The sequence below is a fragment of the Pseudobdellovibrionaceae bacterium genome, assembly GCA_019637875.1.
Taxonomy (GTDB): domain Bacteria; phylum Bdellovibrionota; class Bdellovibrionia; order Bdellovibrionales; family Bdellovibrionaceae; genus JAHBUW01.
Window position 1 is genome coordinate 124,681 of the sequence record JAHBUW010000005.1, and the last position, 22,211, is coordinate 146,891.

20 protein-coding genes are annotated in these 22,211 nt (G+C 61.2%); 8 read left to right on the forward strand and 12 right to left on the reverse strand.

Going from position 1 to position 22,211, the window contains the following annotated elements:
• Window positions 1-138: 138 nt before the first annotated feature.
• From KF767_08240 to KF767_08255, 4 genes are all read right to left on the reverse strand, one after another.
• Window positions 139-1,035 (reverse strand): MerR family transcriptional regulator, encoded by an 897-nt coding sequence (locus tag KF767_08240; protein MBX3017863.1) that lies wholly within the window; start codon window positions 1,033-1,035, stop codon window positions 139-141.
• 53 nt (window positions 1,036-1,088) lie between these two features.
• Window positions 1,089-1,706, reverse strand: a complete 618-nt coding sequence (locus KF767_08245) for a hypothetical protein (protein MBX3017864.1) — start codon at window positions 1,704-1,706, stop codon at window positions 1,089-1,091.
• 105 nt (window positions 1,707-1,811) lie between these two features.
• The gene (locus KF767_08250; protein MBX3017865.1) at window positions 1,812-2,663 is read right to left on the reverse strand and encodes a PA2778 family cysteine peptidase; all 852 of its coding nucleotides are present in this window, start codon (window positions 2,661-2,663) and stop codon (window positions 1,812-1,814) included.
• Entirely contained in the window at window positions 2,663-3,010 is a 348-nt protein-coding gene (locus KF767_08255; GenBank protein ID MBX3017866.1) for a PA2779 family protein, read from the reverse strand. The genes KF767_08250 and KF767_08255 overlap by 1 nt, the downstream gene beginning before the upstream one ends.
• 201 nt (window positions 3,011-3,211) lie before the next feature.
• Here KF767_08255 and KF767_08260 point away from each other — a divergent pair, with 201 nt between their 5' ends.
• From KF767_08260 to rnk, 3 genes are all read left to right on the forward strand, one after another.
• Window positions 3,212-3,892 carry a DUF4360 domain-containing protein gene (locus KF767_08260; GenBank protein ID MBX3017867.1) on the forward strand — a complete coding sequence of 227 codons (681 nt, stop codon included), beginning with the start codon at window positions 3,212-3,214 and terminating at the stop codon, window positions 3,890-3,892.
• Window positions 3,893-4,042: 150 nt separating this feature from the next.
• Window positions 4,043-7,237 carry a cellulase family glycosylhydrolase gene (locus KF767_08265; GenBank protein ID MBX3017868.1) on the forward strand — a complete coding sequence of 1,065 codons (3,195 nt, stop codon included), beginning with the start codon at window positions 4,043-4,045 and terminating at the stop codon, window positions 7,235-7,237.
• Between the two features lie 195 nt (window positions 7,238-7,432).
• The gene (rnk, locus tag KF767_08270; protein MBX3017869.1) at window positions 7,433-7,807 is read left to right on the forward strand and encodes a nucleoside diphosphate kinase regulator; all 375 of its coding nucleotides are present in this window, start codon (window positions 7,433-7,435) and stop codon (window positions 7,805-7,807) included.
• Between the two features lie 3 nt (window positions 7,808-7,810).
• Here the strand turns inward: rnk and KF767_08275 are convergent, their stop codons facing one another.
• Window positions 7,811-8,227, reverse strand: coding sequence for a hypothetical protein (locus KF767_08275; GenBank protein ID MBX3017870.1), 417 nt, complete (start codon window positions 8,225-8,227; stop codon window positions 7,811-7,813).
• A 109-nt stretch (window positions 8,228-8,336) separates the two neighbouring features.
• On the opposite strand from KF767_08275, the gene KF767_08280 reads away from it, so the two are divergent.
• From KF767_08280 to KF767_08290, 3 genes are read left to right on the forward strand one after another with little or no spacing between them, the layout of a single operon-like run.
• Entirely contained in the window at window positions 8,337-9,857 is a 1,521-nt protein-coding gene (locus tag KF767_08280) for a hypothetical protein (GenBank protein MBX3017871.1), read from the forward strand.
• 38 nt (window positions 9,858-9,895) lie between these two features.
• Window positions 9,896-11,287 carry a hypothetical protein gene (locus KF767_08285; protein ID MBX3017872.1) on the forward strand — a complete coding sequence of 464 codons (1,392 nt, stop codon included), beginning with the start codon at window positions 9,896-9,898 and terminating at the stop codon, window positions 11,285-11,287.
• Window positions 11,288-11,304: 17 nt separating this feature from the next.
• Window positions 11,305-12,318 carry a hypothetical protein gene (locus KF767_08290; GenBank protein ID MBX3017873.1) on the forward strand — a complete coding sequence of 338 codons (1,014 nt, stop codon included), beginning with the start codon at window positions 11,305-11,307 and terminating at the stop codon, window positions 12,316-12,318.
• On the opposite strand, the gene KF767_08295 is transcribed toward KF767_08290, so the two are convergent.
• The 3 genes from KF767_08295 to KF767_08305 are packed head-to-tail and all read right to left on the reverse strand — an operon-like array spanning window position 12,315 to window position 14,309.
• On the reverse strand, window positions 12,315-12,959 hold the full coding sequence (locus tag KF767_08295) for a hypothetical protein (protein MBX3017874.1): 645 nt from the start codon (window positions 12,957-12,959) through the stop codon (window positions 12,315-12,317). The genes KF767_08290 and KF767_08295 overlap by 4 nt on opposite strands.
• The gene (locus KF767_08300; protein ID MBX3017875.1) at window positions 12,949-13,710 is read right to left on the reverse strand and encodes a TPM domain-containing protein; all 762 of its coding nucleotides are present in this window, start codon (window positions 13,708-13,710) and stop codon (window positions 12,949-12,951) included. The genes KF767_08295 and KF767_08300 overlap by 11 nt, the downstream gene beginning before the upstream one ends.
• Window positions 13,710-14,309, reverse strand: a complete 600-nt coding sequence (locus KF767_08305; GenBank protein ID MBX3017876.1) for a LemA family protein — start codon at window positions 14,307-14,309, stop codon at window positions 13,710-13,712. Before KF767_08305 ends, KF767_08300 begins: the two co-directional genes overlap by 1 nt.
• A gap of 110 nt (window positions 14,310-14,419) precedes the next feature.
• Here KF767_08305 and KF767_08310 point away from each other — a divergent pair, with 110 nt between their 5' ends.
• The gene (locus tag KF767_08310) at window positions 14,420-16,018 is read left to right on the forward strand and encodes a class I SAM-dependent methyltransferase (protein ID MBX3017877.1); all 1,599 of its coding nucleotides are present in this window, start codon (window positions 14,420-14,422) and stop codon (window positions 16,016-16,018) included.
• Here KF767_08310 and KF767_08315 read toward each other — a convergent pair.
• The 4 genes from KF767_08315 to KF767_08330 all read right to left on the reverse strand — a co-directional run bounded on the left by KF767_08315 (window position 15,998) and on the right by KF767_08330 (window position 20,918).
• Complete coding sequence (locus KF767_08315) at window positions 15,998-18,202, reverse strand: DUF3857 domain-containing protein (protein ID MBX3017878.1); 2,205 nt, start codon at window positions 18,200-18,202, stop codon at window positions 15,998-16,000. The genes KF767_08310 and KF767_08315 overlap by 21 nt on opposite strands.
• Before the next feature lie 152 nt (window positions 18,203-18,354).
• Complete coding sequence (queF, locus tag KF767_08320) at window positions 18,355-18,894, reverse strand: preQ(1) synthase (GenBank protein ID MBX3017879.1); 540 nt, start codon at window positions 18,892-18,894, stop codon at window positions 18,355-18,357.
• A gap of 81 nt (window positions 18,895-18,975) precedes the next feature.
• Window positions 18,976-19,710 (reverse strand): RNA methyltransferase, encoded by a 735-nt coding sequence (locus KF767_08325; protein MBX3017880.1) that lies wholly within the window; start codon window positions 19,708-19,710, stop codon window positions 18,976-18,978.
• Complete coding sequence (locus tag KF767_08330; protein ID MBX3017881.1) at window positions 19,707-20,918, reverse strand: acyl-CoA dehydrogenase family protein; 1,212 nt, start codon at window positions 20,916-20,918, stop codon at window positions 19,707-19,709. Before KF767_08330 ends, KF767_08325 begins: the two co-directional genes overlap by 4 nt.
• A 146-nt stretch (window positions 20,919-21,064) precedes the next feature.
• Between KF767_08330 and KF767_08335 the strand changes: the two genes are divergently transcribed.
• Window positions 21,065-22,195 (forward strand): hypothetical protein, encoded by a 1,131-nt coding sequence (locus tag KF767_08335; GenBank protein MBX3017882.1) that lies wholly within the window; start codon window positions 21,065-21,067, stop codon window positions 22,193-22,195.
• Window positions 22,196-22,211: the final 16 nt, after the last annotated feature.

Sequence of the window (22,211 nt, forward strand, 5' to 3'; positions counted from 1 at the left end):
TGGAACGGCCTCCCCGGCATGCAAACAATCGAAAGGAATTATCCCTTGGAATGGTCTGCCCTTATACTTCACAACAGTGTCTTAACACAAGAGGTCAAAGAACAAATTTTGGCGGTTCTTCTGAAATAAGTTCAGGACTTACGGGCTCCGGCGGCCCACCAATTCGAGATGATCGGCCGCCTTTTCGCTGCTGGCTTCAAAACAAAGGAAAAGCCCGGGATAGCTGTCCTCGATCTCGCGGACCTCTTTGTCGCTCAGAGCCAAGACCGCGATGCCGCCCAGCACGACGGGAATTTCGACCCGCGCGAGGTTCGGCAGATCACGGCGAAGATGCTCGAGATCCACGTAGCTGATGCCGAAAATCTGCGCCCCGGATTCTTGAAGCGCCTCGTTCAACGCCGTGAACGGCAGATCCACCCCGAAGTAGTGAACCGTGTAGCCGCGGTATTTCAGATGGCAGCCCACGAGCATCAGCCCGCCCTCGTGACGCTCCCCTTCGAGTGTCGCCAGCGCGAAGCTCGTCGCCTGCGTGGCGGGAAAATCGAGGGTCATGAATGCCCCAAGTTTCATGCGCAAAAACCCCGAAACGAAGTGCTCTTGCGCGACGGAAATCTGACCGCGCGACCAATCGTCGCCCAAACGGCGCAGCAGCTCTTCAAAGACCAGACTGAACATCTGTTGCGGAGCGAGCTTCGCCCCGAAAATCATCCAGTGCTGCGCGGTCGCCGCGATGTCGTAACGGAGGAGCGACTCGTAAACGAGGCGCACGCGGAACGTGACGTCGTCACTGGAGGTGACCGGCGCCGGCTCCTCGTCGACGTAGCCTTCGTACAGTTTCGTGAGATCTTGAAGTTGGCGCCCTTCGTTCTGCAGCCGCAGCGCGAGCTTCAAAAAGCTCACGTCTTTCTGCGCGTATAGCCGGTGCCCGCCCGCACTGCGCGCGGGCTGAGGGTATCCGTATCGTTTTTCCCAGTTTCGCAACGTCGCCGCCGGAAGGCCGGTCAACTTCGAAACGGTTTCGATCGAGAACTTCATCGCGGCAACTGTGACATGAAAATGAGGTGGCGGCTAGTTTCCCCGAGGAAACCTCACGGAGCCGCGCACTCTCCTGCTTTTTGACAGTCCATCATCGTGCGGCGCAGATCCATCAGATCTTCCAACCCCAGACGGAGTTCACGCTCGAAGCCGTGACGACGGCTGCCGCGCGGACCGATCAGAACGAAGTCCCGCAGATCGCTGAAGCGCGACATCTTGAAGTAGCGATGGTCTTGACGGACCCAGAGTCCTTGCGTGCGTTGGATGTGATCCATGAAACGCAGGCGTTGGGCGGCGCCTTTCGCCTGCGCGCGACCGGGTTCGGTCCAACACTTCACCTCACCGACGAGGATCACGGCATCCGAGAACTTCTCGGACACGACGACATCGAGTTCACCCAGAACTTGGTTCCCCAAGCCGTAAGCGAGATTCACGTCGACCTTATATTGTTGGCGCGGATACTCGGCTTCGAGTTCCAAACGAGCAACCTGTTCGCAGATCGCGCCGTCCACTTGGTAATTGACGGAGATGTTCCGTAAACGATTCACGTAGGCGTCCTGCCAGGCTGAATAAGCCCAAGCCTGACCACCCCACACGCTGACCAAGGCCAGCATGAAAAGTGCGTAGACCTTTCCCCCACGTTGAACGAGCCCCTGCTCTCGTTGCATCACGATCCCCCCGGAACGGATTTTTTGCGCTGTTTGCAAGGAGCTAGCAAGCGGCCCCGGGGGACGACAACCGGGACCTGGGGATCGGGTAAAGCTTGCCCAAAAGGGCTATTGGACGCGTTGCTTCTTCGACTGAGCGAGAACCTGTTCGAGGTTATGCCGCAGGCCCGGGTGCGTGGGCGCGCGCGCGACGGCCTCGCGGAACGAGTGAATCGCGTACTCCACGTCCCCCGCCTCGAACGCCAGAAGCCCCAAACCCGCAGGCCCCTCGAAGGCCCGCGGGAACTCCTGCGCGATCGCGCGATACAACAGAATCGCTTCGTCAGGGTGACCTTCACGCGCGAAGACCTCGGCGTTCCCGAGCGCTTCATCCAGCGTGGCGCCGACCGGGATCACCTCGGGAGGCACGAAGACGTAGGACCATCGGTCCGCGCGGTCCCAGGTTTTGGCGAGGCGTTCGAGCGGGACCCGCGCGTCGGCCTGATCACCGGTGTGCAGGAGCAGATCCGCGCCCGCGTAGCCCGTCACCAAAGCGTAGTGCCACACGGGATAAAACGAGAGGCCCAGATTCTGGAAGACGACGACCGGCATTCCGGCGTCGACCGCACGGTAAACCCCCGCCATATCGGGGATGCGGTAAGGGGCGAAGCCCAAACGCCGGGCCGCCGCGAGCAGATCGGTTTGAAAGCTCCCCTGCGCGCGCGGCGTGAAGGTCATCGCGGTGACGTCCTCTAAACGCACGCCGGCGTCGTAGTGCCGAAGCGCCATCGTCAACGTCGCGGGGCCGCAGTGGTCTTTCTCTTGAACGATGAGCGGGATCTCGAGGTGCGCATCCTCGGCGCGCGCCTCCCGGAACGCGTCCCGATCGGCCGCGGTCAGACCGCGACCGCTCGTGCAGGCCGTGAGCGCGAGGCTCAAAAATGCCAGCGAAAGAAACGTCCGGGAGGGCGCGTTCATCATCAAATCCGTTGCGCCACGAAGATGATGAGCAGAACCATCAAAACGACATACAAGATGTCGCCGCCGGCGCGCAGTTGGGTTTCACCCTTCAGCACGCTTTCGACTTCGCGATCGCTGAGATTCGCGATGCGGGCCGAAGCTTCGGCTTTCGAGATGCCCAGATCTGCAAGCAACGCCTGCGCGCGGGGATCTTCGAGGTTCTTACGGGCCTGCGCCGCGGGGCTTGCTCCTTGGGCGCGCAGTTCATTCAAGGTGAGAAGCCGGTCGGCGTTCCCCGCGTAAGTGATCGCGGGGCGGATCGAGACCAAACTTCCAATCATCAGTGCGGTCAGTAACATGCGTGTCATCGAGACACCTCCCTCGGGACTCTTCCTCAGCAATTTGGAGTCGCGCGGAATCGCTCCCTTTTTTGGTCGCCAAGCGCCGCCGCGGGGGTCTTTTTCCACAAAAAGGGGCCGGTGTCGTTCTGGCCACCGGACCGATGGCACCGCTGTTGCTCAATGGACTCGGCGTGGAGTCACAACGTCTCAAACGAAGGGGGAGGCAACATGGGGAAGTCATCGCTGGCAAATCTGGGTTTGGTTTTGGGTCTCATCGTCTCGGCCTCGGTCGCGCAAGCGCGCATCCAGATGCAGGGCTACCAGTCGCGGGGCGCGGGTTGCCCCGAAGGCTCGGTGCAAGTGATGTGGGCGCCCGACTACCGCTCGTTCACCATCCTCTACGACCGCTTGCTCTTGGAGGCCGGTCGCGGTCGCGGGGCCTCGGGTCAGATCAATTGTGAAGTCGAAATGCACCTGCAGAAACATCGTCTGCAAGGTTTCGCGGTGGAAGCGGTCGACTTCCGCGGTTTCGTGCAGCTCGATCCCGGTGTGCGCGCCCAACAAACCGTGAAAGTCTCGTCGGGTTCGACGAAAGAACTGCGCGCGATCTCGACGGACTTCGGAATGCAGCGCTGGCAAGGTCCCGCGAATCAGAACTACACGCTGTCCACCGTGCGGCCCGCGCGTCGTCCGGAAATTTTGAACTGCATCCCCTACCGCGAGAACACGCGTTTGGTCGTCCAAACCCGACTCGAGATCTCGAACGCCGGCGGCGGTCGCGGCGGGATGATGGCGGTCGACTCGGGCGACGGCCGGGTCATGCAGCGCTACCACGTCCGTTGGCAGAACTGCGTGGAAACCACGAAAGATTTGATCGAGGATATCATCGGCGCGATCCGCCGCCGTTAGATCTTGGCCGCGATCCGCCGTCGGTAAAGGCGCTCCTTCGGAGCTAACCCCGAAAGCGAAGTTCCCGCCCCGAGACTGGAAGCGTCTCGGATCAGGACTTCGCATGACGAAGTCTTCACTTTAGTCCTGAATTTTCCGATATATCCGTGGATGAATTCGCGGATTTTGGCGACCTTCTTCATTCTGTGCACGGCTCTCGGCTGCGGGAAGTCGGGTTTCAATTTGGATCTCGGTGAAGAGCCGAGCCAAGAGGAAACCCCGCCCGTCACGCGCGGGGCCTTTTCGCTCGGCGTGAATCTGTCGGGACTCGAGATCGGCGGTACAATCCCCGGCGTGCTCGACACCGACTACGCCGCGCCCACGACCGCGTCGCTCGATTACTACAAATCCCGCGGCCTGAAGCACATCCGCCTGCCGATCAACTGGGAACGTTTGCAACCCGGCGTGAACGGTCCACTCGATTCCGATTATTTGCAAATCATCGAAGACCTGGCCGACGCGGCCCGCACGCGCCAGATGTTTCTGCTGTTGGACGTGCACAACTCGGGGCGCCGGACCGAAGGCGTCATCGGCTCACCGGCGGTGCCGGTCACCGCGCTCGCCGATCTGTGGTTACGCGTGGCCGAGCACTTCGCCGATCACACGGGGATCGAAGGCTACGACCTGATGAACGAGCCCCACCATATCAGCGAGGCGACCTGGGTCACCGCCGCGCAGGCCGCGATCCTGGCCATCCGCACGGAAGACGACACCAAGAAAATCTACGTCGAAGGCGCGAACTGGGCCTCGAGCTGGAACTTCGAATCGACGAACCCGACGCTCCACACATTGAAAGATCCGAAAGAGAAGCTCGTCTTTTCGGCGCACTGTTATCTGGACCGCGACAACTCGGGCTCGCACTTCATCTGGGCGGACGAGGTCGCGGCCGGAAGCTCTTCACCCGTCGGTGCCGCGATGAATGAAGACATCGGTCTCGTGCGCCTGGCGAGCTTCGCGAACTGGCTCGAAAAGCACGGTTTCCAAGGCCACATCGGCGAGATCGGCACGGGTCACGAAAATCCCGCGTGGTTGACGGCGCTCGACCGCGCGCTGAATTTCGCGCGCGAGAAAAAACTCGAGGTCCACTACTGGGCCGGCGGCCCCCGCTGGGGCGATTACGGCTACAGCGTCGAGGCCGGCGTCAGCGGTCAAGCCGACGCCCGGCAGATGGCGGTCCTGACGAAGTACACCGAACCTAGCGTGTGGCCCACGCGCTATCTTTTGAGCGGACCTACGCGCGGGACCGGCGGCACGCCCAGCGCGGCCTTCACCGTCGAGTACCGCGGCCTTCTGAAAGCGAACGTCACCGTCACGCCGAACGACGGCGGTCAGGGCGGAGTCTTCACCCCCGCAACGCTGACCCTGACCCCCGGCTTCAATCCGTCGGGGAGCTTCACCTACACGCCGAACGGCGCGAAGACCCACTACATCACTTTGTCGAACAGCGGCGGCTGGACGAATCCCGCGCCGCACGCGTTCTCGAGCCAGGCCGATCTGTTCATGCTGACCTCGGTCGCGCCGACGAACATCTTCGCGCTCCGCAAGATCTACGCGCCCTACATCGGACCGCTGATCCGATTGGCGCGCGACGTGGATGGCGCGCAGATGGACTTCGGTTATACGACGAACGGCGAACTCGATCGCCAGGCGATCGTGGACTGGGCGGGCGGCGACACGGCCATCCTGCGCGTGATCCGTTGGTACGATCAAAGCCCCGCCGGCGCGCACATGCTGCCCGTCTATTCCAACACCGCGTTGGGATTTTCGTCCCCGCGCGACTATCCCTTGTTTCGCGTCAACGATGGCGACGGTCACCCCGTGATCATCTTCGACGCCAACCGCGCCGACTTCGAATCGAAACTGCAGAACGTGACCGGCCATTCGATCCTGGCGCGCGCGAACCACCGCGCGGGCGGACGACTATTGAGCGCGCAATTCGAAACCTATTTCAATTTTCTGGATGACGGCGGCAAATGGACGCTTTCGATGGATACGGTGAACGGCCCTTATGAAGAGCTCGACATGGGCGTCGTCGCCGATCAGTGGCACGACTACGCCGGAACGTTCCACGCCGGAACCGCGAACGGTTGGAAGAGCTTCGTCGACGGCGGCGCGCAAGCGACCGCGACCTCAATCAATACGTCGTTCTCGATGTCGTACGGGCTGAACACGTACAACGTCGGTTACTTCCGCTGGTGGGACGCGTCCCGCTGGTACGGGAAGGTGCGCGAGCTCGTGCTGTTCGACGGCGTGATCAGCGACACGCTCGTGCAGGATTTCCACCTCGATACGGACAGCTATTACGCGACGCCGTTGACGCCGCTGCCGGTCTCGACGAATCCGGTGATCATCCCGATGATGGGGCCCGTGATGCCGACCACCTACAAGGGCGTGAATCTTTCGGGTCTCGAATACAATTCCGTCAAAGGTTATCCCAACTACGACTACGCTCTTCCGAGCGCGGCCGAGATCGACTATTTCGCGGCGAAGGGTATGACGTTGATCCGTCTGCCTTTCGACTCGGATCGTCTGCAACCGCGTCGCTTCGGCGCACTGAACCCCGGCTTTTTGAAGGTCATCGACGATCTCGTGCAGCAGGCGCGGATGCGCGGGATGTGGGTGGTGCTGGACCCGCATACCTACGGTTATCTGAAAGATGACGACGGCACCGATCGCGTGATCGGGGTCGATCCGCTGATGCCCTCGGCGGCGTTGGCCGACTTCTGGTCGCGACTGGCCGGGGTCTACATCAACCAACCCAACGTCATCTTCGGCCTGATGAACGAACCGCACAACCAAACCGCGGCCCAGTGGAAAGCGGTGGCCGTCGATTCAATCAACGCGATTCGCGCGACCGGATCGACACATTTGATCTTGGTCCCTGGGACCTGGTGGAGCGGGGCGCACTCCTGGATCGCCTCGGGAAATGCCGCGGAATGGAGCGGCTTCAGCGATGTTAATTTCGCCTACGAAGTTCACCAGTACTTGGATTCGGACAGTTCGGGCACACACGCGGAGTGCCACCCCGGCGTTTCGGCCCGGCTGGACGACTTCATGACCTGGGTCAAAAACGAAAATGCGAAGGGTTTCCTGGGCGAGTTCGGCTGGAGTCAAGATGCCAGCTGCCCCGCCGAAGTCAGCGCTTTCATGACGAAACTCGGCGATACCGACGCTTGGATGGGGTGGAGTTACTGGACCGCCGGTCCGTGGATGGACAACTATATGTTTAGCGTCCAGCCGACCGGCCTGGGAACGGGCACGGTCGTCGACAAGCCGCCGCTCACCGTCTTGCAATCCAATCTCTAATTGGCGGCGCCCCTCTTTACGTGCTAGACTGTCTTTCGTGAGAACAAGACGTTTGCAATTCTCATATTCCCTCGGTTCGAACCGCGACTCTATTTGGGTCGGCGGTTGCTCACGCGTATCCTGACCAACCGCCCGCTCATTCACATCGTCTGAATTTTTAGCCCCTCGAACGGCCCCCTTTTTACGGAGACCTTTATGAACGCCTCGCTCACTTTGACCCGCACGGACTACGAACGCCTTTCGCATTTGATCCTTTCCGCTCCGGAAGAGATCGCCGAACTTCTGGAGGGCGAGCTCGCGCGCGCGAACGTCGTCGACGATACCCAGCTGCCGCTGAACGTCGTCGCGATGAATTCGGCCGTGCGCTACCGCGTGGTCGCGAACGGACAGGAAAATGAAATCACTTTGGTTTATCCCGCCGACGCCGACTCGGCCACCGGCCGCATTTCGGTGCTCGCGCCCATCGGGGCCGCGCTCATCGGGCTCAGCGTGGGGCAGAAAATAAAATGGCCGCTCCCGCAGGGCGGCCACAAAGAAATCGAAGTTTTGTCCGTACGCCGGGTCGACTAGGACCTAGCGCAGGATCCAGCAGCGAAGCGCGATCGTTTCTTTATAACCTTCTTCGCCGTTGATCTGCAGATAGCCTTTGAACGGAGCGGTCCGCGCGCCCAGATCCTTCGGCAGGACCGCGCGGAACCAATGCCACGCATCTTCCAAGGCCGCGAAACGATTGTGACCTTGGTAGCTTTTCGCGACGGGTTTGTAGTTGGGGTCCGCGGCGATATCGTACGTATCCGATTGGTAGGCGCCTTTCACGACGGCCTTCACCAAGCGCTCGTCCGATTCCACGTCAGCGGTGAAATAAACGTAGTCATTCGTGGGCGACGCGTTCCAACCTTCGACCTTTGCGAAGGACTTGCAGGACAGGACCGGCGCGGCATTCGCGACCGCGGCAAAAAGCGACATCAGGGCGACGAAGACGAATTTCATGGGAACCTCCAGATGCGCGCCTTTTCCGGGACGCGGCACTCCAGGTCAAGCGTGGAAATGCGGCGGCCATGCGTTGACGTCGATCTTGGCGGCATCCAAACTTAAAACCATGAATTTTGCGCTCATCGCCCTCGTTTTGACCGGTTCCCTGTTCGCCCAGACGCCGACCCCGCGGCCCGCGACCTTAAACGAACGCCTGAAACCCCTCGCCACCGTGCCGGCCGAGCGCAAATTCCCCACCCTTCTCGATCCGGTCACGGACGTCGTCATGACCTTGACCGGTTCGAATGCCGAGTCCATTCGCGGAGTCGCACGCGTGCTCGCGAAAAATGCGCCGACGGTGAAGCTGTGGGTCTTCTTTCCGGAAAGTTTTGACCCTTTGAATCCGAAACAAAAGCCGCGCGTGGCGAAGACGCTCGCGGATTTGCAAAAGGATCTGAAGAAAGAAGCGGCGGGAGTGCACGTCGAATACCAAACGCATCCGTATTTGCAGTACCCGAACCCCCAAGATCTCGGTCAGTTCTTCTGGTATCTGGAGCAGAAAACCTGGCGCACGGGTTTCGTGGATTTTCACCGCGGCGGGCGCGAGCTGAAAACCGAAATCTGGCCGCTCGAGAACGCGAAGATCTTCAAAGCCGAACTGCCCCTCGAAGAACCGCTGCTCTTGGTCGACCGATTGAAAACGAATTTCGGCGCCGAAATCCTGCGCCTGCCCGTCCCGGCCCGCGACTTTGGCGACGCGATCGCCGCGAATCATGGCGGGAACGCCGTCCTACTTCCCGGCAAGATCCTCGTCGTCGGCGCGAGCCTGGCCGAAGCTCCGCGCGCAATGCTCGCCCAGTGGACCGGCGCGCACGCGCTCACGGTGGCTACCCGCTTTTTGCAACAGCCGCTGCTGTCGCAGGCCTACGCGTTCGTGCCCGCGACCGGGCCTTGCGGTTACGCGCTGGTCGTCGCCTCGCCGCTCGAGGGATTGCAGGTTCGGCAGAAAGAGTCCTTCAAAAAGGGCGACCTCGATGAACGCATTCTAGAGACCGTTTTTTACTTCGCGAAGAACCCGAACCTGAACGCGGACGGCGTTTGGAAAGTCGAGGACTTCGAACTGACCCGCGCGCCCCGCACCTACCGCGAACGCGAGACCGGGGACGACTTCGTCGGCCAACCGCGCTTTTTCGACTTCGTGGTGCAAAAGACCTTGCAGGCCGAAGCCGAGATCCAAACCTCGGCGCGCGAGCTGCGGGCGGCGCTCAAGGCGCGCAAGCTCTGCGCGGATCTGCCCGTCCTGCGCGTGCCCGTGATCGCTTTCGTCGCCGACGAGAACGAATACTTCGACGGCGAAAACGGCGTCGGCGCCGACGGGCGCGCGCAGATGTTGAGCCCCACCACGAACCTCGTCTCGGTCGGCCCGGACGTTTTGATGGGCGATTTCCAGAATTCCCCCGAGCCCTACCGTAAAGAACTGCGTGAGCGCACGCAGAAGGCACTGGAAACCGGCGGGGTCCCGCGCGAGCGCCAACACTTTCTGCCGAGCGAGTTCTACAACGAAAGTCTGGGTTCGCTGGGCGGTGGTCTGCTTCTTCTGCGGCGACCGGCGGAAATCCCGACGGAAGCCCCGGCCCGTTCACAATAATTTCTCGGGTAAATGCCCCCGGCGTCCGATAAGAAGACATGCCGGAATCGGGATTTTTCGCTCGCCTCATCGGACTTAGCTTCGCGCTCGCCTTGATGGCGGGCCCGTTCCCGCTTGCCGTCGCGAAGAACCACTCTCCGCTTCCGGAAGTCATCATGCTCGAAGACGAGATCGAAGAGATCTTGCCGCCCGCGCCGAAACAAAAAGGCGCGCAGGCGAAACCCACGCCGACTCCCGACCCCATCGAAGAAGAAGATCAGGACGCCGAGGCGGCCGCAAGTCAAACGCCCGACCTCGATCGCATTCCGGTGCGCGAAGAGCCCGCGAAGGCCCCCGCCCGTCGCAGTGCGAGTGCGGTCGCCGCGCCCGCGGTGGTCCCCGCCGCGAAAACCGTCACGACGCCTCCGGTGAAGTCGGCCCCGCAGACCACCGCGAAGCCCGTAGCGGCGCCGAACGCGGAGTCCCCCGCACCGCAAGTCAAAGCTCCGCCACAGACGCAACCGAAGCCGGCCGTCACGACGAAGACTCCGCCCGTTGCGAAGCCCGCTCCCACCGCGAAGACGAAAGCCGCCGAGGCCGCGATCTTCGGCGCGACCGGCGATGCGCAACTTCCGCAAAAAGAGGCGACGGCTCCCGTCGAGACCGCGCCCGTCAAACCCGCGAACGTGGAAAGCATCGCGGTTCCGCCCGCGCCGGAAAAAAGCGTCGCCGCGCCGACGACGGAAACGACGGACGTCACCGAGGCCCCCTCCGTGGCGGCGCCTTCGGGAGGATTCTCCGTGAAGCCCAAAGCGGCCGACGCCGTCATTCGGCCCGCGGCCGCCGATGCCGCGCTCGATCCGCAGAGCGTGCGTGATCCACTCGCGCCGCCAGCTATGGACGAGATCGTCGTCGATCCCGCGAAAGTGCCGCGCGTCCTGCCCGAGAAAGCGGGAACCGCGAGCCCTCCGAAAAAAGCCGCCAAAGAGATCACGAAGAAAAAGCCGAAGTCCGCGATGGGTAAAAAACCCGCCGCGCGCAAAGCGGCTTCGACCGCGAAACGTGTTCCCGCAAAGAAAGCCAAAACCGGCGGCGTTTTCGAAAAAGCGCCCGCGGCGGCGCTCGACGACAATCCGGATGCGCCCTACCGCGACCCTTCGCTTGATCAAGAAGGTGAAGACGACGTCGAAGAGTACTCCGAGCCCGAACGCGAGCCCGCCGACGAAGGCGACGTGCGCACCTTCCGCGACACCATCAGCTCGGTCGTCGACTTCAATCAAAATTGGGAAGTGAACTTCGTGAAAAACGGCCGCTACCGCATCCGCGGTCAGCCGAACGAGATTTTCGATTACCAACAGAGCGGTCAGTATTTAGAGGTGCAGGTGCTTGAAAGCGAGCGCCGCATCCTCTCGATTCAACCGATCAAAGTGCGTTTCCGTCAGATCCGTTAGCCAGGGAGTCCTCGAACATGCGTCACCACCTGTTCTTTTCGATCCTCGCGCTCACGCCCGCGGTTTTCGCGGCGAACCCGATCGTACCCGTGACGGCAAGCGCGCCCGCCCCCGCCGCGAAACCCTGCTCGATCGAAGAACGCAAGACGAAGTCCGGCCTTTCTTACGTCCGCTTCACGGGACGTACGGGACTGCGTACGGATATCCTGTACGCGCCGCACATGGACCCGTCGATGCTCGCGGACCTGCAGACGTTGCTTTCGAACGAAATCAAGACGCCCGCGACCTTCAAGACCATCAAAGAGCTCGCGAACAAAGTGAAGTCCACCCACCGCGAGATCACCGCCGCGAAACGCCGCGAGCTCGCGTTGCTGGATGATCTGACCGAAGGCGAAAAAATCCGCTGGCTGGGCGTGGAGCTTCCCGAATCGGACGTGGCCGCGCTTCGCAAACACATCGTGCTTGAAAGAATCAAACTGGAAAAACTTTTGACCGACGCCGGCGTCAGCCTGCGCGACTCGGACGACATGGTTCTGCTCATCCACGACAGCGTCCAGTACTGGCTGACGGCGGCGCCCGACCGGATCAAGACCTACAATTTCATCGGCATCGAAAGCGAGAAAGAGCACGGCATCGCTTTACGGAGCGCCGAGAAGATTGAAAAGCTCAAACGCGCTTTGCAAGAGTACGACACGCAGATTCAGTCGGTCAGCCCCGAGGACTTGAAAAGCCTCGAAGAGGAGATCGGTCACATCCTGGGCGAAAAACGCTCGATCGCGCGTGAATCCGAGAAACGTATCGTGCAGCGCTTTCCCAGCAGTGAATCGCAGGGAATGGCGCAGTCGCAGATCCAAGCGGCGCGTGACCTCGTCCTCGCGTCCCGCCGTCGCGATCAGCTGATCGCCGAGCGTATCAACCACAACATCGCGGGCCACGGCATCTTGACCATGGGTCGCGCGCACAAGGACAGTCTGGCCGAGTTCCTCATCCAGACCTGTGAACGCCAGCCGGAAGCGAAAGCGCGGCTTTAGATCTTGATCACGAGGTCGTTCTTGATCTCGTCCGCATTTTCGCCCGTGCAGGGAAAATGTTTTCGCAGCACTTGACCGACTTTACGGATCGCGGTGGTGAATCCCTCGGGCAGACGGCCCGAACGCAGGTCATCGGCGAATTCGGCGGTCAGGGCCTCCCACTCGTCGGGACGCACGGCTTGCGCCACCGCCTCGTCACCCAACACGACCACCTTGCGCTCGTGCCAAGACACCATCAACAGCACGCCCGTGCGTTTTTTCGTATGACGTAAACGCACGTTCTCGAGTTCCACGATCGCGCGACCGTGCACGGCCGCCCGCAGATCCTCACGCGGGATCAAACGCCGTCGGAGCGACGGAAACGCGCGAAAGACGTAGGGCGGCAGCAGAATCGCGATCGCCACGAGGGCGATCTCGGCCAGCCAGAAGCTCCAGTGCCCGGGATCGATCAACGTCAGCGGTCCCGTCAGCAAAAGTAAAACGAGCGTGAGCGTCCATTCGGCGCTGCGACCGGGGGTCGATTGCGAGACGATCATGGGGACGATCTCGCCCCAGGTTCCCTCTTCGGCGCGGTGAACTTCGTCCGAGATCTTCAGAACGTCTTGAGCCGACAGACGGCCTTTCAGGAAATCACCAGTCACCGCTCGCCCCTCCTCCGGAAAATCCACCACCGCCGCCGGACCAACCTCCGCCCGAACCGCCACCCCAGCTGGAGCCTCCGCCACCGCCAGACCAACCGCCACCGGAGCCCAGATAATAGCCGCCGAGAAACGGCGCAAGTCCTCCACGACGACGGCGACCGCGGCCGAGGAAGCTCAGCAAAATGATCACCACGAGTATCATCAGATGAATGTACTGCGCGACCTGGTCGGACATCCCCTCATCGGTGGGTGCGGCCTCGACGAATTCGTCACCGGCCGCGGCCAAGATCCGCAAAGTCCCCTCGCGGATGCCGCCGGCGTAATTTCCGGATCGGAAAAACGGCGCCACCCGGTCAGCCAAAATGCGCTTCGCGGTCACGTCGGGAAGATCGCCTTCGAGGCCCTGTCCGACTTCGATGCGCATCTTGCGGTCGTTGATGGCGACCAGGAAAAGGGCGCCTTGATCGCCCTTCGCGGTGCCGAGCTTCCAGGCGTCGACGACCTTGAGCGCCGCTTGCTCGACGGGTTCGCCGCCGAGAGTGGGCACGATCAGAATTTGCAGTTGGATTTTTCCCGCGGCGTGCGCGTTGCGGATCAAAGCCTCGAGCTCGGACTTGGTGCCCGCATCAAGGACGCCCGCCATGTCCTGGACGGGTTCGCGTAAGGGCGGGACCGTGAACTGCGCTTCGGCGATCACCGCCGCGAACAGCAGCGCGACCAGAAGTCCCGCTTTGAACACGAGACCTCGCATCAGAATTTCACTTCCGGTGCTTTTTCATTTTGTTCTTTTTCCGCCGCCGAGACGTCCCATTGGGGCATCTTGTCGTGGTGGTAAAGAATCGAGTTCGTCCAGCTCGTCGGCGGAACGGTAATCAGATTGTTGAAGGCCTTGATGTCTTCGATCAAACGTTGGCGCGCGACGGTGATGCGGTTTTCGGTGCCCTCGAGCTGCGCTTGCAGATCGCGGAAATTCGCATCGGCCTTCAGATTCGGGTATTGCTCGGAAACGACCATCAAACGACCCAACGCCTGGGACAACTGCCCCTGAGCCGCCTGGAACTCGGCCAATTTTTCCGGCGTCACTTTCGAGGGATCGACGGTGACCGCCGTCGCTTTCGCGCGGGCTTCGGTCACTTGCGTGAGGGTCGCTTGCTCGTGGGAGGCGTAACCCTTCACCGTGTTCACAAGGTTCGGCACCAGATCGGCGCGGCGTTTATACTGATTCGTGACTTCGGCCAGCGCGGCTTCGGTTTGGTTTTTCGCGGTGGGGATGCTTTGCCAACCACAGCCAGCGAAGAAGAGCGCGGTGAAAGACAGTAGGAACAACGACGACAGCTTTTGCAGTTTCATGGTTCGACTCCTTTGATCAGGTCCCGTGCGCATTATGGGATTTGCGCGCGGAAACTCAATCTTTTTGCCCATGACTCTTGGCGCAACCCGGAGTAGTTTGAAGCGCATTCATGGAAAAAATCCAGTGGCGACATTTTGAAACCGAAGACCTGCTCTTCGTCGATAAACCCGACGGCATCGCCACGCACGCGCCCCATCCCGGGCTCGAGGGTTATATCGAAACCTGGCAGGAGCAACTTCGACACGAAGGCCGCCTGAGCGGCCGACCAGAGTCCGAAGGCCGCCTGAGCGACCGACCGGAGCCCGGCCTTTGGGTTTGCCACCGCTTGGACAAAACCACCTCGGGCGCCATGGTCTTCGCGAAAACCAAAGAGGCCGCGAACCGTTTGCGCCTGGATTTCGAAAATCGTCGTGTCGGGAAAACCTACTGGTTTTTGACCGATCGTCGCTCCGACCAAGAAGAACTCCTGATGGAAAGCGAGATCCGCAAGGAGGGCTCCGCTTTTGTGAGTGATCCCTCCTCTTCGTCACCCAATTCAAAAACCCGCTTCGCGCGCATCAAGCGCTCGCCCTTTTTTGAACTGTGGGCCGCCTACCCCGAATCCGGAAAACCCCACCAGATCCGTTTGCACGCACGGGATTTGGGGCTGCCGATTCTGGGCGACGGCCTTTACGGCGGTTCCAGCTTCGCGCGTCTGTGTCTCCACGCGGTCGAGCTGCGCGTTCCGGGCGCGCCCGTTTGGACCTGCCCGGCCCCGCGTTTGTTCGAACGCCTCGGCGTTCTGAAGGCGAACGAGATCGTCACCGCACTGTGCGCGATCGACCGGCGCTACCGTCAGTTCGATTTTCTGCGCGATCCCGAAATGTGTCTGCGGCTGATGGAGTTCGAAGCGCCGGGTTTACAGATGGACCTTTTGGGTTCCCAAGCCTGGCTGCAATGGTTCCGCGAGGCCGATCCGACCCCGCGCGAACTGGAACGCTGGGCGCTCGTCTCGCGCATCTTAGGTCGTCCGCTTTTGATCCAGAAGCGCTGGAACCGCGGCGAAAAGTCCGGTCCCGCGCCGAAGTGGCGCGACGAGAACTACCGCGACGTTTGGACCGCGCGCGAGAACGGCGTGACCTATGAGTTCCGCACGGACTCGGGCGAATCCCACGGCTTGTTCCTGGATCAACGCGCGAACCGCACGCGCGTGCGCGAAATCTCCGAGGGGAAAAGCGTTTTGAATCTCTTCGCGTATACGGGCGGCTTCGGCATCGCCGCCGCTTTGGGGGGCGCGACGTCGGTCACGACCGTCGACCTCAGCAAAGCCGCCATCGAGTGGAGTAAACGCAACTTCGCGCTGAACCCCGAAGCCGGCGCCGGAGACAACCAAGAGTTCTTCGCCGCGGACTGCTTCTTCTTCCTGGAGCGCGCGGCGAAACGTGACCGCCGCTGGGATTTGATCGTATGCGATCCGCCGATCTTCTCGCGCGGGGAACGCGTCTTCCGTTTAGAGAAGGACCTGCCGCTGCTCGTGAAGCTCTGCCGAAGTGTGCTCGCGAAAAACGGGACGCTCTTTTTTTCGACTCACTTCGAAGGCTGGGACTACGTCGATATCGAAAAGATCCTGCGGAAGAACTTTCCGTCGGTGAAAATCGAACGCGGACAGCTGGAGCGCGACGTGCCCCAGCCTCCCTGCACGCTCAAATCATTTTTTCTGAGGTTTTGAGGCCTTGCCGCTGGGCTTGCGCGGGGGCACGGCTTGTTTCGCCGCGGTTTTTTTCGCGGGCGCAGGCTTGGCCTGAGTCTGCTTCGCGGGTGTCGGCTTCGCCGGCACGGGTTTGGCCGCCGGTGCGGGCGCGCTGTGCGCCTGGGGCGTCGCCACCTGATGCTGTGGCGTAGCCACCACCCGCTTGGGCGGCATGGGCGACTTCATGGGCGTGAGTTTTTTCGGATAGTACTTCGTCATACCCGTCGCGGGACCGACCCGTTTCAGCTGAATTGAGGGACCGTCGCTCGCGAGTCCCCGCTGGACGCCGCCTTGACGCAGCTCCTGGGGGCTTTTCAGGATCAGGATACGGCTCGCGAGGCAGCCTTTGATCTGCCCTTGCAGCGAACGGAACTCTTTGGATTTGAGTTTCGCGTTCGGAATCTCGGGCATCTTGAACATTTCGGTGTAGGTCAGATAGCCCGAGCCCGCACGGTTTTTCACCGAGACCTCGATGTTCAGCCACGGCGATTGGATCTTGCACGACTCTTCGCCCGACATCACGAACTGACGGTTCTTGAACTCCACCTCGTAACGACGATCGGACGGGAAACCGAAATCGAAATCCGAAATCCACGTGTCGTTCACGTCGAGAAGCGCGCGCAGAAATCCCGAATAGCCCAGACGAAGACCGTCGCCCATGGGCGTGCGGTCGAAGACGTCCTCGAACGTCCCCAGCCCCCGCGCGCGATGTGCCCACGGACGCGAGATGCGTGGCGAGTGCGTATGGAACTCTTGGGATGTCGCCTTGATGTCGGGGAAGAAGGTCATCATCCAGCGGATCATGGGATTTTCGACGTTGTTCTCATCGCGGGCGAATTTGCTTTCGAGGCCCCAGGATTCGATCTCCAAGTCGCCGAGGAAACGCTGATTGTTCGTCGGCGTCATGACGAGTTTGTAGCGGAAACCGTTGTCGGTTTCTTTGTACGCGGGGATCCGGCGCATTTCGGGAGTGTCGCCCCACACGAGGGCCTTGCGGTTCGCGAGCGTATCGTCGGCCAGCGCGACCTCGTCTTGCGACGTGGGGTCCAGCCAATACTCCTGCTTGCCGATCTGCACGTGCACGATCTGGTGATTGAAGTAGTTGTTCGGATGCGTGTAGTAGAAGTCAGGCACCGGGATGCGGTCCGAGAACACCGACGCGAAGTTCGCTTTGTAACCGATGGTGCGCAGGATCTTCGTCGCCATCAGCGCGAAGTCCTTGCAGTCGCCGAACTGACTTTCGGAAATGGAAGCGATCGAGCGCGGAACCTGCCCCGAGTGACGGCCACGCCAGTCGCCCATGTAACGGATCTCATTGCCAAGCAGGCGGTTCAGCTCGCGCGCCTGATTGTGGAAGCCGCGCTGACGTTTCACCTTCAGCAGGATGCCGTTCAGGAGCGGGCTCAAAGGTTCGTTCAGACGGTCTTCGTATTTTTGCTTGAGCCCCGCGCCGATGTCCGCCCACTTCGCCGCCGTTGAAACGAAGAGCGTTGGGAAACGGGTCTGGCTCAAAACGCCGTAGGTTTCGTTCACGATGTAGTGGCTGATGGATTTTTTCAGGCGCGCTTCCATACCGTTCCCCTTGCGGGTGATCTCGAGCACGCCGTTGGGGTCGTTCTCCCAGAAAGAGATCGGGAGTTCGCTGTTCACCTTAAAGCGGAAGCCCTCCGCCGTGTGGTACTCCGAATCCAAGCGGTAAAGGTACGAGAAAAATCCCAGCACGGGCGCGACGGTCTCTTCGATCTCGTACTCCCAGCGGATGTTGGAGCCGACGTTCATCTTCGGGAAGGCGACCTCGATCGTGACGTAAGACGAAAAGCCCGCTTCTTCCGACACGGGCGTCGTCTGCACCATGTTCGACGGGACTTCGCTTTCCTCGTCGCCGTTCACGGTCCAGGCCTTGAAGCTGTTCAGGCGCATTTCGTTTTTGTCGAACGAGATCAGCCGCACTTTCGGCACCTGGCCGTCCTCGGTCTGGATCTTCTGCGCGCCTTTCACTTTGATTTTCGAACGGTGATCTTTGAAGACCGTGATCTCGGTCTCTTCGATGACACTAAGTCGCGGAATGAGCGAACGCGGTCCGACCGCGGCGGTCGCGGCGGCGCTGAACAGAAGCAGTGAAATCAGGCCCATCAGGCGCAGTGCCCGCGTCATTCCCGGCATAAGAGACTTTTCGGCATCTTCCGGAAAGAATTCAGGTATTTCGCGGCTTTTTCTCAATTGAAGGCGCGCTCCGCACCCGCCGTCTCAGAAAGGTACAGAAGGTACCACGTACCGCACGCGGTACATGGTACCGCGTGCGGTACGTGGTACCCCTAGTACACCCGGGAGAGGGGCATGGTGTAGGTGCCCGGGGAATAGCGGGCGAAGCGTTCTTCTTGAAGGCGTTTGTTTTCGGGGCCCGGGCCGGCTTTGGCGGCGTAGGGGTAGATGGCGATGCCGCCGCGAGGGGTGAACTCGCCGATGACTTCGAGGTAGTGGGGCTTCATCAGCGCGAAGAGGTCGTCGCAGATGGTTTGTACGCAGTCCTCGTGGAAGTCGCCGTGATTGCGGAAACTGAAGAGGTAGAGTTTCAGGCTCTTCGATTCGACCATTTTGTCGGCCGCGACGTAGTTGATGAAGAGGCGCGCGAAGTCGGGTTGGCCCGTCTTCGGACAGAGCGAGGTGAACTCGGTGCAGACCAGCGTCGTCCATGCGCGTGCGCCGGGATTTTTGTTCTGGAAGGCCTCAAGTAAGCCCGGATCGTAGGTCACGGGGTAGTTCGTCTCGGACTCGCCGAGTTTGAAATTTTTCAGCTCGGTCGAGCGGCTGACGGATTTCTTTTTCGGAGTGTTTTTCGGAGCGTTTTTCGCCATGTCCAAGTCCTTCGCGCGCTTACGCGCGCCACAGTTTCCGGGCCCCGCGCTTGCGCGTGCCGCTGCTTCCAGGCTGCGAGCTTACGCCCGCAGCTTTCCCTCATCGCGCAGGCGGAACAAAATGTCAGCCGCCGAGTCGAGCGTCCGTAAGGAGTACACGGCGCGCAGGATGTCCTGCTGCTCGGGGGAGAGGTCGCCCTGCCCGCCTCGGCGTTTCACGCGGTCTTGAACGACCTGGTAAAACGCCAAAGCCCCCGCCACCGAGATATTGAAACTCTGGACGAAGCCGAACATCGGCAGAATCACGCGGTCGTCGGCGAGCTCCGCCATCTCAGACGTGATCCCCTCTTTTTCGTTTCCGAGAACCAAAGCCGTGGGCTGAGTGAAGTCGATGGCCTCAATGGGTTTCGCATCCGCCGACAAATGCGTCGCCACGATCCGGTAGCCCTGGCCGCGCAGATGCTCGACGCAGGAACGCGTCGATTTCCATTTGCGGGTCTCGACCCATTTGTCGGCGCCGGCGGTCGTGCGCTGGCTCTCTTTGAACTTTTCGCCAAGCTCGATCATGTGGACCTGGTACAGGCCGAAGGCTTCGGCCGAGCGCAGAACCGCGCTGATGTTGCCCCGGTCGTAAAGATTTTCGAGAACCGGAATCACCGTCCCCGTCCGACCCTTGACGACATCGAACATCCGCCCCTGACGCTCGGGCGTCAGCAGCGGGAAGATGTGCGTGAGCACGTCACGGTGGTCGACGTGAAAGTCGCCCGTGACGTGGACCGCATCGGAAAACGGAAAGTGCGCGGAGCCCGAACTCATGTGAGGAGCGACGGATTCTTGCACAGATCGCGCGTGATGTTTTTCTGGTGAGCCTCGAGAGTCCCGCCGCCGATTTCCAGAAGTTTCGCGTCCCGCCACAGGCGCTCGACGACGTACTCGCCGACGTAACCGTAACCACCCAGCACCTGGATGCCGCGGTCGGCGACATTCTTCGCCATGGTTGTCGCGACGAGCTTCACGCCGTCGGAGTCCATGCGATTGCCTTCGCGGTTCAAATCCATCTTGCGCGCGGTCTCGTAAACGTAGGTCTTCGCCGCGCGGTACTCGGCGTAGGAGTCGGCGATGTAGCGCTGAATCTGACCGAAGCTCGCAAGCGGCTTACCGAAAGCGGCGCGCTCGTTCGCGTAACGGGTCATGATGTCGATCGAGCGGCGCGCGATCCCGATCGCCATCGCGGCCAGGGTCAAACGCTCGATCTCGAGGTTACGCATCATGTGCAGCATGGAGTCGCCTTCGTGGCCGATCAAGGCCGACGCGGGCACGCGGCAGTTGTCGAAGACGAGCTCGGCCGTGTTCGAGGCGCGCATCCCCAGCTTGTCGCGAATCTTTTGTCCCACTTGGTAGCCGGGATGGAATTTTTCGACCAGGAAGGTCGAGATCTGTGCGCGGCCATTTTTCTCGCCGGTTTTCGCGTAAACCAAAACCAAATCTGCCGCAGTTCCCTCTTCGTCGAGCGTTCCGTTCGTGATCCACATCTTGCGGCCGTTGATGACCCACGAGTCGCCGTCTTTTTTCGCGGTCGTCTCCATGCCCATGACGTCGGTGCCGATGTTGGGCTCGGACATCGCCATGGCACCGACCCACTCGCCCGAGCAGACTTTCGGCAGATACTTTTTCTTCTGCTCTTCGCTGCCGTTCACGGCCAGGTTGTTCACCATCAGCATCGAGTGCGCGAGGTACGCGAGACAGAAACCGGGATCCGAATACGAAAGCTCTTCGTGAACGATCGCCGCCGCGAGCGCGTCCTGACCGGCGCCGCCGTACTCTTCGGGAACGGTGATGCCCAAAAGTCCCAACTCGCCGAGCTTGCGGAACAGCGGCAGATTGAAACGCTCGGTGCGGTCATACTCGTGCGCCTGGGGCTCGACTTCCGAAGAGGTGAAGCTCTGGAGCGTTTCGCGGATCATCGCGTGCTCCGAGGTCGGATTGAACAGATCGAAGGTTTTCAGCTCCACGTTTTGGCTCATCGGCTACCCCTAACTACGTCGCGGCCTCCCGCCGACGCATTGATATTATGAGTCGGCAATCTGCACCGGCTCGAGAGTCCGATCAAGCATCGCTAACACGCCGCATGAGGGTGGACCGCGAGCGCGAATCCCTTCAAGATGGCGCCATGAATGCCGCCATCCTCGCCATCGGCACGGAGCTTTCCCTCGGACAAATCGTCAATCGCAATGCGAGCTGGCTCGCCGCCCGCTTACATGAGCTGGGCCTCTTCACGCCCTACCACCGCGTGGTGCCCGATGACCGGGCGATGATGGTCGCCGAGATGCGCGACCTCGCGGGCAAAGTCGAAGTGCTCGTCGTGACCGGCGGCTTAGGCCCCACGACGGATGATTTCACGCGCGACGCCATCGCCGAGTTTCTGGGACTGCCGCTCGAGTGGGACGAGGGCGCATGGACGTGGATTCAAGAGCGGCTCCAAGAACGCGGCGTCGCCGTCCGCGATTTTCAACGTCAGCAGTGCTACTTCCCGAAAGGCTACCGCCTTTTGCACAACGACCGCGGCACCGCCCACGGATTTCGTCTGGAGACGCCCGCGCACAACGGCCCCCTCCGTCACGTCATCGTGCTGCCCGGGCCGCCCGCGGAAGTCGAAAGCGCGTTCACGAATGGCGTGCGTCCGCTGCTTGAGCCTTTGAAAGCCACGCTCGATCCTCTCGAACTCCGCATCTGGGAATGCCTCGGCGTCGGTGAATCCGACGTCGCGGACCGAGCGGAAAAAGCCCTTGTCGGCTGCCCGTTCGAGAAGGCCTACCGCGTGCATCTCCCCTACGTGGAGTTCAAACTGCTGTATCCGTTTTCCAAACGCCGTGAGGCCGAGCCCTGGTGCGCGAAGGTCGACGTGGCCCTCGGAGAATGGGTCGCGCTTCGCGGGGGCGAAGACGCCGCCGAAAATCTGTTCGCCGCCATCGCGAAGCTCGCGCCCCAACGTCTGCTGCTTGTGGACCGCGCGACCGAGGGTCACTTCATGGGGAGAATCGCGACGGCGCTCAAAACCTCAGGCCTCGGCGACCGTATGAATCTTCTCAGCTCGAAAATCGCGCAGCGCGAAGGCGATCTGGAGCTGGAGGTCGTCTCCACCGATGGACTTCAAGCCGAAATTCATGTGAATTGGCAGGGACTCACGAAATCCTCACATGTCACGGCTCCGCAGAAAGCCGCTGCGCTCAGTGAGCGACGCAAGCAGTACTTCATGGAGTGCGCGCTGCTGTTCTGGGCCCGCGAAATCCGCAACTTTTAATCCGCCGCGCAAGAGC